The following is an 824-nucleotide window of genomic DNA, read 5'->3' on the forward strand; positions in this document are numbered from 1 at the left end:
TGGCCGACATGCACGTCGCGCCAATACCGTTGCAGCGGCTTGTCCATGCGGGCCGCGTTGCCGCCCGAGCGGGCGAAGATCTCGTCGACCGCCGCCACCGCGCGCCACACCGCGCGGATCTGGGTGCGCCGACCGGCCGCGCGGTCGGCGAACGACACCTCCTTGCCGGCGGCGACCATGTCATAGATGCGGTCGGCGTTGGCCAGCAGTTCCTGGCGGGCGGCGTTGATGTCGGCGGCCGCCTCACCGATGGCGAACATGACGTAGGGGTCGTCCTTGATCGCGGTTCCGGTGGCGCCGACGCGCTCGCGCTGGTAGTCGAGGTGCGCGGCCAGGGCCCCTTCGGCGATGCCGATCGTGGCCGCCGAGATGCCCAGCGGAAACATCGTCGACCACGGCATCAGATAGAGCGGTTCGGTCATGCCGGCCTCGCGCTGGGCGGTGCCGTCCATCACCTTCGTCGCGTCCATCGTCCGGTAGGACGGCACGAACGCATCGGAGACGATGACGTCCTTGGAGCCGGTTCCGCGCAGCCCCACCACGTTCCACGAGTCCTCGACGATCTCGTAGTCCTTGCGCGGCAAAATCATGTGCAGCATCTGCGGCGGCATCAACGGCTTTCCCTCGTCGTCGCCCAGCATCGCGCCCAGGATGATCCAGTCGCAGTGGTCGGTGCCCGAGCTGAACTGCCAGCGGCCGTTGAAGATGTACCCACCGTCGACCGGCCTGGCCACCCCCTGCGGTGCGTACGGCGAGGCCATCCACGTGTCGACGTCGTCGGCCCAGATTTCGGCCGCGACCTTCGGGTCCGCGTACGCCAACTG

1 protein-coding gene is annotated in these 824 nt (G+C 68.6%); it reads right to left on the minus strand.

Features of this window, described 5'->3' with window-relative positions; genetic code table 11:
* A partial coding sequence (locus A5709_RS06910) for an acyl-CoA dehydrogenase family protein (protein ID WP_068119046.1) occupies positions 1 to 824 on the minus strand: 824 nt, incomplete at both ends.

This window comes from Mycobacterium sp. E1386 (genome assembly GCF_001672745.1).
In the GTDB taxonomy this organism is placed as follows: domain Bacteria; phylum Actinomycetota; class Actinomycetes; order Mycobacteriales; family Mycobacteriaceae; genus Mycobacterium.